Consider the following 8,204-nt stretch of genomic DNA (forward strand, 5'->3'; position numbering starts at 1 on the left):
TTCCTGGTCCGCTAAGCGACAAGAAAAAACATGGACAACCCAACCCACACCTACGCCCTGCTCGACTGCTCCCAGCACGACCACGCATGGCGCGAACTGACCACGCGCTTCCCGGACGCGCAATGGAAATCGCTATTCGACGGCACGCCCGAAGAACACCTGACCGCCGCCGCGCCACTGCTCATCGCCACCTCGCGCGAGCATGAAGAACTGATCAAATGGCTGCTGCAGCTGGAACAGGCCGCGCCCAGCGTCAGCTGGATCGGCAGCCCCTACACGCTGCCCGTGCTGGCCCCCATGCTCACGCGCCGCCTCGACTGCGAAATCGACGACGGTCAAAAGGTCGTCATGCGCTTCTACGATCCGCGCATCCTGCTCGGCCTGCCCTCTGCGCTCGACGCGCAGCAGAAGCGCTACTTCTTCGCCCCCGTGAGCGCCTGGAGCGCGCTGGAGCCGCGCCGCCAGCAGCGCTACAGCATCGACATCGTGCCCGCCACGCCGGCCNCGCCGCCTGGACTGCGAGATCGACGACGGTCAAAAGGTCGTCATGCGCTTCTACGACCCGCGCATCCTGCTTGGCCTGCCCTCCGCGCTGGACGCGMAACAGAAGCGCTACTTCTTCGCCCCCGTGAGCGCCTGGAGCGCGCTGGAGCCGCGCCGCCAGCAGCGCTACAGCATCGACATCGTGCCCGCCACGCCGGCCGACATCGCCCGCTACGCGTTCGCCCCCATCAGCCTTACGCTGGCCCAGCGCGACCAGCTGATGTACTTCGACAAAGAGAACCTGTACGAGAGCATCGTGCGGCACTGGGACGAAACCTGCCCGGACGACATCGCCGGCATCAAGCGCGGCATGCTGCGCGAGATCGCCATCGCCGCCGTCGCCCGCGCCACCAGCTACGGCATCACCGATCCCACCGCCCAGCACCTGTTCGCCGGTCTGATGATGACCGTCTCGCCCTCCTTCGACGATCACGCCATGGTCAAGGCCTACCTGACCAACCCCAACGTTCCGCAANTGTACGACAGCATCGTGCGGCACTGGGACGAAACCTGCCCGGACGACATCGCCGGCATCAAGCGCGGCATGCTGCGCGAGATCGCCATCGCCGCCGTGGCCCGCGCCACCAGCTATGGCATCACCGACGCCAGCGCCCAGCACCTGTTCGCCGGTCTGATGATGACCGTCTCGCCCTCCTTCGACGATCACGCCATGGTCAAGGCCTACCTGACCAACCCCAACGTTCCGCAATCCGAACGCCTGAGCCAGATGATCGCCAAGCTGCCCGATCAGACCTGGGAGCAGATCGTGCGGACCAAGCGCTACGACGCGCTGTTTGAGCTGGAACCGGGGCAAGCGGGTGGCCAGTCATGATGAACCTGCAAGACATCACCAAGAAGCTTTCCGATGCGACGACTGCGCTGGCTAAGGCGGACAATGACCTGAAGCTGGAAATTGCCAACGCCGCAGTCGATGCTACCGGGATCATTGATCCAACCCCCGCATCCGACATCGTTGGAGCGGGCCTGTCGATCGCCCGCGGCGACTACTGGGGGGCCGCGCTCAGCACCGTCAGCATGGTGCCCTACTTGGGCGATGCGCTGGCCAAGCCCGCCAAAGCCGTGCGCGCCACCAAAGCCATCATGGGCTTGGAGAAAAAGGTCGCCGCGCTGACCCAAACCGTCGCTGATCTGACGAAAGCAAAAAAACAAGCCGAAGCAGCCGAAGTGGCAGCCAAGGAAGCTAAAATTGCGAAAGAGGCCGACGCTGCGAAGGATGCGGCGGCGAAACAGGAAAAATCTGCCGCTAAAAAGGGAGACGACTGCGAAGGTTGTGCAACTTCAACTGTTCCAGCGAAGAAGCTACTGCCTGATGAGGGCAAAGTTGCCTCCTACAAAGAGTTGATCAACGCTGGTTCGAGAGGCGATAACATTACTCCCAACCATATCCCGTCTGCCAAACATATGGAACAGCATGGAGTTTCAAGAAGGGACGGCATAGCCATCAATATGGAACAACCCGTGCCAGGGACAGGAGGCCGTCATCGCGAGACATTTACGTACGGCACACAGGCAGATGCAAAGATGGCACCGAGGGATGCTTTGGCTGCTGGCGTCCGAGACGCTCGGAAGATATACCAAAAAGATGGGCTGTATGGCACAAAAATACGTGAGGGCCTTCAAGAGCTCATTGAAAAAAACAAAGGGGCACATCCCGAGGTATTCAAAAAATTAAGGAAAAAATGAACACTATTCTCAAATCAAAATTTTTGGAACTCACCTCCGCCATCAAGCAAAATGACGTGAATTCGGTCCGTAATATTGATGCTATTCTTGAGGACATAGCCCAAGAGAATGATCCAGCTTCCGTGACTATATTGCTACTATCCTTAGACGATAATTTCGATTTCGACGAAGGTATGTTTTCAATAATTCATACCGCTGAAGCCTTTGACGATCAGACTTACATCCCGGGCTTCCTAGCCGCAATACCACACCTATTCCGATCTTCTCCGCGTTGGGCATCCATCGTTCTTATGAGGATTCTAAATAACACAGGAAGTAAGGATGCGTTAATAAAGTCGCTAATGCAATCCCCCGAGCCGACCAAAAGAGCGGTAGAACAGCTATGCAATAAAATTAATGATCAAAGCACCGATTTCATAAGCAAAACAGTTGCTGTACTAGTGGCAACCAAATAGCTATTAGTTAGGCCCACAACACCGACACCAAGGGCAGCGCCCCCGGCGACGAGTGTAACGACTCACTGAATTCCTGCTCACGTCATTATTGAGGAAATTGACAGTGAGTACAAAGATGGACGAAGAGGTAAAACGCTGGACGCCCAAGCGCAAGAGCGCGCTTGTGCTAGAGATCATTCAAGGCAAGACGACGGTGGCAGAAGCGAGCTGCGCGTATGACTTGGCCCCATCGGAAGTTGAAGCCTGGGTCGACGATGGCAAGCGTGGCATGGAGAACGCGCTGCGCGCCAACCCGCTCGATGTGCGGGAGCAGTACGAGCGCCAGATCAAGGAGTTGCAGGAGGCCTACGGCGAAGCGATGTTGGAGCTGCGCGTACGAAAAAAGCTGCAGTCCCTGTTGCGCGAGGACGAGAAGTGATCGAGACGATCCGCCAGGGACTAAAAGAAGACGGGTTGGTCTTCCCGTTGAGCAAGCTGTGCAAGTGGCTGGAAGTGCCGCGCCGCACGGCCTACTACAAGCCGACCAAGGCAACGCCGAAGGTCAAGCCAGAGCTGGCCGCGCCCATCAAAGCCATGATCGAGGAATCGCCATCCTTCGGCTACGCACTGTGGGCTACCTGCTAGGCATGAACAAAAACACCGTCCAACACATTTTCCATCTCAAGGGATGGCAGGTGCGCAAACGGGCCATCGGCTTCCGCCCGCGCATTCAGGCACTGCCTTCCGTGGCGCAGGCGCCCAACGAGCGTTGGTCAACGGACATGTGCGGGATCTGGGCGGGCAAGGACGGCTGGGCGACCTTGGCCTTGGTGATCGACGCCACACCCGAGAACTACTGGACTGGCACCTGTCGCGCAGCGGCAAGGCCTGCACGGCCTCAAGCGCGCTGGAACACGCGCTAGATCACTTCGCTCAGGACACGAACTTAAATCGGAGCGCTTATAAGGTCATGGAAAACGAATGGGACAGGGAATCAGATATATTTTGATCTGCGCGAAGCGGCCCCGTCGGTATGGATAGTTTTACATGATGACAATATAAAGCGATTACGAATAGCAGACAACTTCAGCGAACTCATTGACTCCTTATACATTGACCCTGATTTCATCTAAAATTATGAACCGATACGAAGGAAAGCCCTTATTGCGTCTCATTGAGTGCTATGCCCTTGACTCAATTGGCCAATTAACTGAAGATCAAAAATCTAGCCTTACAGAAATGGAAGAAAAACTTTCTCAGACATTCGACTTAAAGGGAACTTGGAAAGAGATATTAGAGAAAGTTATGAACTTCCCAGAAAACCTGCCCACTCAAATAAGAGCCATTTGGGCGAGCAATTTGGAAATTGCGGCAAGGAAAGGGGTATCAGTCGATCCCAACGAATTCGCGATGGCATTTGTCGATCAGAATTTCGGATAAAGCTCCAGCACTAACATAAACATGGATTCAGCACTATGACTATATAAAGGCCATGTAAGGCCAATATTGTCCCAATGCGAGGCCGCGAACGAACTCTAGGCCTTTTGAAGGGCATCAGATATCGTCGGTGCCGGTATCTCCATCGCGCGCGGCGACCGGGCCGACCGAAGATTTGAACCACTTTGCACAAAAGATGAACCTCAACAGAGGAGCATACAAGTCGCTGGAAAACAGCTGGGAAAAAGCACTGAAGGACGGGAAAGGAATAATACTTGTTAATATTATTCCACTTATCCGGCCAATTCGAAACGACCCAGTTCCTTGCTGATCAAGTACAGGATAGACAAACAACCATTCCGGACGCATTTCTTCAATCGACAAGGTGGGATTTAAAATTCTTATGGGCAAAGATGAGTAACGCTTTGGAAGATTTATATCAACTGATTGGGGCCGAGGTTCTGTCTTCAATTGGACACTTAAACGGAAAAGCCTTAATTTATGCCGAACTCGAGGACAGCGCCCTATCTGATGGGATATTATACGAAAAAAGGTTGGAATCGCACGCCAACCTTCAAATTTTTCTCCGCGGAGCTAAGCGAGTTGATTTATTCACTTTGGGAGGAGTGAAGAAAAAACCCAAAGAACAAGGAGTGGAAGGGAGTCGCTTATTTGATAGAGGATGGGGACTTCACTTTAGACTTTACTTATCCAGATCAGATGCAAAGCGACGAAGATATGCCTGAGAGGCGTCCAAGGGTATTCAAGAAATACTTCGGAGATGTAGAGATCGACTATTCGGATCCCGACTAATTTCATTCCCATGTTCACACTGTCCCAGCGTGACGATCTTATTCACAGGGATTCTTCGGTAACTGGCGCGGACGATCATGACTGTAACGAAGAGACCCTTCAAATTATTTCCTACGTTGGTGTGGAGAAGATAAATTTCGGCATGTCGACCGCCGAGGCCAGAGCTATACTTGTCGGTGCTGAGTACAGCCGTAGGAACCGGCGAGGCGAGACTGTTATGACATGCAAAATTGCGGCTTTGACGTTTTCTTCTGCCGAGGAAAAGTTGGTCGAGATCTCGTTTCAGCCGAACGTCGTCCTCTTGGCAAGCGGTATCGATATCTTCAACGACGAGGACGCCTTGCCCCGGCAACATCGATCGATCGGCCGCTTGAGTATCTCGGGATACCGTTCTTCGAACGACCAAGCCTATCGATAACTGGCCCGCATACCGTTGACCAGAAGGTTGTAGCTGGATCCAGATAATTATATGCTGCAATTAGGTTCAGCAAATCGCTCTGCTGGAGATCGACTTGGAGAGAAATATTCGCCAGCAGAGCCCGCAGATTTCCTGGATTTTACAAGAAAGAAATAGAATGACCGAAAAATTAGAACTAGCCGAAGAGGTGCATGAAGCTATTAAATCATATTGTGAGCGCGGCGACGCCCTAGCAGAAAATATGCAATATGAGGCTGCTATTAGAGAATACAATCAGGCTTGGGCTTTGATCCCCTCACCAAAAAACGTATGGAAGGCTGCCACATGGGTGTTGGCTGCGATAGTTGATGCAGCGTATCTTGGTGGTTTTGAGGTAACTGCACGCAAGGCTATTGAGTACGCGATGACTTGCCCTGGCGCCATCGGAAACCCGTTTCTTCATCTCCGCTTTGGCCAGATACTGTTCGACGAAGAGGAAGCTGACCAAGCGGCAGATGAGCTAATGAGAGCATATATGGGCGGGGGGGCCGAAATATTTGAGAATGAGGATGAGAAGTACCTGAACTTCCTGAAAGAAAAGGCAATCATTTAACAACTTCTATATCCCAGCGGGGAGCGCATCGCTAGCGGCAAAGAGACCGGCCACGGCGCCTCCAGTCCGCGCTGCCTGCTGATGCTGCAGGCGCAGAACTGAACAACAAAGTCATTGAAGGCAGCGGCGCGGTGCTCCGCCTGGCCCACGGTCACAGCTTCCAGCTCACACAGCACGAACGCTACGCCAACGGCGCCAACGGCTTCAAGGTGCAGTGAGTGGAACCCGCAGCGCGGCAATAACCTCGACGCATCCATCAAGGGCCGCCTCGCCTCCGGCTTGGACGCCTGCTCCTACCGCAACAGCTTCGCCTGCGTGCGCGAAGCTGTCGCCATCGTACCCACGGTCACAGCCGCGTCGCGCGCCGTCACTGCGAACGCGCCTGGCCAACAGCAGCGCCGCCACGCAGCTCAACGTGGGCTACCTGATCCAGCAAGAGCCCGGTTCCGCGCAGCGCGGCAGCTATCGCGGCGCCGGATTTGAACTGCGCACCGACGCCTGGGCCGTGGTGCGCGGCGCCGAAGGCGTGCTGCTCACCGCCAGCGCGCGCAACGCGCAAGGCAGCGGCATCACCTCCACCCAGCTCGACACCGCCGAAGCGCTGGCGCAGCTGAAAGCCGCCGAAGAACTGGCCAAGCAGCTCGGCGACGCCGCCACCGCGCAGCACGCCCTCNTCCACCCAGCTCGACACCGCCGAAGCGCTGGCGCAGCTGAAAGCCGCCGAAGAACTGGCCAAGCAGCTCGGCGACGCCGCCACCGCGCAGCACGCCCTCACCAGCAAGGACGCCGCCGCCGCCCACAAGGACTTCATCACCCAGGTCGATCCGCAGCAAAGCGGCAAGCACGCCGGCGCGGTCAACGGCCAGCARGCGGTCAARGCGCAAGCCGGCTCGCGCGAAGCCGACAGCGCCAAGCCGGTGGAAAAATTCGGCGCCCCGCTGGTGCTGATGGACGCCCCGGCCAGCATCAACTGGGCCACGCCCGCCTCCACCATCCTCTTCGCGGGCAAGCAGCTGCAATGGACTTCGCAGGGCGATTTGCACCTGGCGGCGGCACACACCGTGTCCTCGGTGGCCGGCAACGCGGCCAGCTTCTTCAGCCACGCCGGCGGCATCCAGGCCTTCGCTGGCAACGGCCCAGTATCCCTGCAGGCGCACACCGGCGAGCTGGAGATTCTGGCCGACAAAGAGATCACCGTCATCTCCGTCAACGACAGCATCGAAATCAAGGCCAGCAAAAAGATCGTGCTGCAGGCCGGCCAATCCAGCATCACGCTCGACGGCGGCGACATCACCTTCGCCTGCCCCNAACGACAGCATCGAAATCAAGGCCAGCAAAAAGATCGTGCTGCAGGCCGGCCAATCCAGCATCACGCTCGACGGCGGCGACATCACCTTCGCCTGCCCAGGCAACTTCACCGTCAAGGGCGGCCAGCACACCTTCGATGGCGGCGGCAGTGACGCGGCCGGCTTGCCCGCCCTGCCCACCGGCAGCGCCATCTGCATCGAATGCCTGAAAAACGCGGCGGCCAAGGCCAGCAGCTTCCTGGTCCGCTAAGCGACAAGAAAAAACATGGACAACCCAACCCACACCTACGCCCTGCTCGACTGCTCCCAGCACGACCATGCATGGCGCGAACTGNGACGGCGGCGGTAGCGGCGCGGCGGCCTTGCCCGCCCTGCCCACCGGCAGCGCCATCTGCATCGAATGCCTTAAAAACGCGGCGGCCAAGGCCAGCAGCTTCCTGGTCCGCTAAGCGACAAGAAAAAACATGGACAACCCAACCCACACCTACGCCCTGCTCGACTGCTCCCAGCACGACCATGCATGGCGCGAACTGACCACGCGCTTCCCGGACGCGCAATGGAAATCGCTGTTCGACGGCACACCCGAAGAGCACCTGACGGCGGCCGCGCCACTGCTCATCGCCACCCCGCGCGAGCATGAAGAACTGATCAAATGGCTGCTGCAGCTGGAACAGGCCGCGCCCAGCGTCAGCTGGATCGGCAGCCCTTACGCGCTGCCCGTGCTCGCCCCCATGCTCACGCGCCGCCTGGACTGCGAGATCGACGACGGTCAAAAGGTCGTCATGCGCTTCTACGACCCGCGCATCCTGCTTGGCCTGCCCTCCGCGCTGGACGCGMAACAGAAGCGCTACTTCTTCGCCCCCGTGAGCGCCTGGAGCGCGCTGGAGCCGCGCCGCCAGCAGCGCTACAGCATCGACATCGTGCCCGCCACGCCGGCCGACATCGCCCGCTACGCG

The 8,204-nt window shown here is 57.3% G+C and carries 14 protein-coding genes; all 14 read left to right on the forward strand.

The genetic code is table 11. The annotated features are described in order from the left end of the window. Positions 1–30 precede the first annotated feature (30 nt). The coding region (locus tag ASC94_RS33555; protein ID WP_157201336.1) for a DUF4123 domain-containing protein at positions 31–504 on the forward strand (474 nt) is incomplete at its 3' end. A gap of 867 nt (positions 505–1,371) precedes the next feature. Then, the gene (locus ASC94_RS33100; protein ID WP_200955605.1) at positions 1,372–2,247 is read left to right on the forward strand and encodes a hypothetical protein; all 876 of its coding nucleotides are present in this window, start codon (positions 1,372–1,374) and stop codon (positions 2,245–2,247) included. Continuing rightward, positions 2,244–2,702, forward strand: coding sequence for an Imm30 family immunity protein (locus ASC94_RS31610; protein WP_082616340.1), 459 nt, complete (start codon positions 2,244–2,246; stop codon positions 2,700–2,702). The genes ASC94_RS33100 and ASC94_RS31610 overlap by 4 nt, the downstream gene beginning before the upstream one ends. Positions 2,703–2,805: 103 nt before the next feature. Continuing rightward, the gene (locus tag ASC94_RS07490) at positions 2,806–3,120 is read left to right on the forward strand and encodes a DUF1153 domain-containing protein (RefSeq protein WP_056392877.1); all 315 of its coding nucleotides are present in this window, start codon (positions 2,806–2,808) and stop codon (positions 3,118–3,120) included. Then, a complete protein-coding gene (locus ASC94_RS33560; RefSeq protein ID WP_157201333.1) occupies positions 3,117–3,326 on the forward strand; it encodes an integrase catalytic subunit in 210 nt (69 codons plus the stop codon). The genes ASC94_RS07490 and ASC94_RS33560 overlap by 4 nt, the downstream gene beginning before the upstream one ends. A 2-nt stretch (positions 3,327–3,328) precedes the next feature. Further along, positions 3,329–3,604 (forward strand): hypothetical protein, encoded by a 276-nt coding sequence (locus ASC94_RS33565; RefSeq protein ID WP_229417197.1) that lies wholly within the window; start codon positions 3,329–3,331, stop codon positions 3,602–3,604. A 214-nt stretch (positions 3,605–3,818) separates the two neighbouring features. Continuing rightward, positions 3,819–4,121: a hypothetical protein gene (locus tag ASC94_RS32360; protein WP_229417198.1), complete on the forward strand. Its 303-nt coding sequence runs from the start codon at positions 3,819–3,821 to the stop codon at positions 4,119–4,121. A 272-nt stretch (positions 4,122–4,393) separates the two neighbouring features. Beyond that, positions 4,394–4,864, forward strand: a complete 471-nt coding sequence (locus ASC94_RS32365; protein ID WP_157201335.1) for a hypothetical protein — start codon at positions 4,394–4,396, stop codon at positions 4,862–4,864. A gap of 77 nt (positions 4,865–4,941) precedes the next feature. Next, complete coding sequence (locus tag ASC94_RS07500) at positions 4,942–5,349, forward strand: hypothetical protein (RefSeq protein WP_056392879.1); 408 nt, start codon at positions 4,942–4,944, stop codon at positions 5,347–5,349. A 94-nt stretch (positions 5,350–5,443) separates the two neighbouring features. After that, complete coding sequence (locus ASC94_RS07505) at positions 5,444–5,941, forward strand: tetratricopeptide repeat protein (protein WP_229417199.1); 498 nt, start codon at positions 5,444–5,446, stop codon at positions 5,939–5,941. A 415-nt stretch (positions 5,942–6,356) separates the two neighbouring features. After that, positions 6,357–6,614, forward strand: a 258-nt coding sequence (locus tag ASC94_RS33570; protein ID WP_229417200.1) for a type VI secretion system Vgr family protein, incomplete at its 3' end; no start/stop codon positions are given. 274 nt (positions 6,615–6,888) lie between these two features. Beyond that, positions 6,889–7,248 (forward strand): DUF2345 domain-containing protein (locus ASC94_RS33575; protein WP_267875093.1); only part of this gene is annotated, 360 nt, incomplete at its 3' end. Between the two features lie 37 nt (positions 7,249–7,285). After that, positions 7,286–7,498, forward strand: a complete 213-nt coding sequence (locus tag ASC94_RS33580; protein WP_056392883.1) for a DUF2345 domain-containing protein — start codon at positions 7,286–7,288, stop codon at positions 7,496–7,498. Between the two features lie 214 nt (positions 7,499–7,712). Beyond that, the coding region (locus ASC94_RS07520; RefSeq protein ID WP_056392886.1) for a DUF4123 domain-containing protein at positions 7,713–8,204 on the forward strand (492 nt) is incomplete at its 3' end.

Origin of the sequence: Massilia sp. Root418 (assembly GCF_001425265.1) — a bacterium.
Lineage (GTDB): Bacteria > Pseudomonadota > Gammaproteobacteria > Burkholderiales > Burkholderiaceae_D > Rugamonas.

Bases quoted from the DNA above. Each gene is read 5' to 3' on its own strand.
- ASC94_RS33565 (WP_229417197.1), top strand. From the start codon at position 3,329: ATGAACAAAAACACCGTCCAACACATTTTCCATCTCAAGGGATGGCAG.
- ASC94_RS33100 (WP_200955605.1), top strand. From the start codon at position 1,372: ATGATGAACCTGCAAGACATCACCAAGAAGCTTTCCGATGCGACGACT.
- ASC94_RS31610 (WP_082616340.1), top strand. From the start codon at position 2,244: ATGAACACTATTCTCAAATCAAAATTTTTGGAACTCACCTCCGCCATC.
- ASC94_RS07500 (WP_056392879.1), top strand. From the start codon at position 4,942: ATGTTCACACTGTCCCAGCGTGACGATCTTATTCACAGGGATTCTTCG.
- ASC94_RS32360 (WP_229417198.1), top strand. From the start codon at position 3,819: ATGAACCGATACGAAGGAAAGCCCTTATTGCGTCTCATTGAGTGCTAT.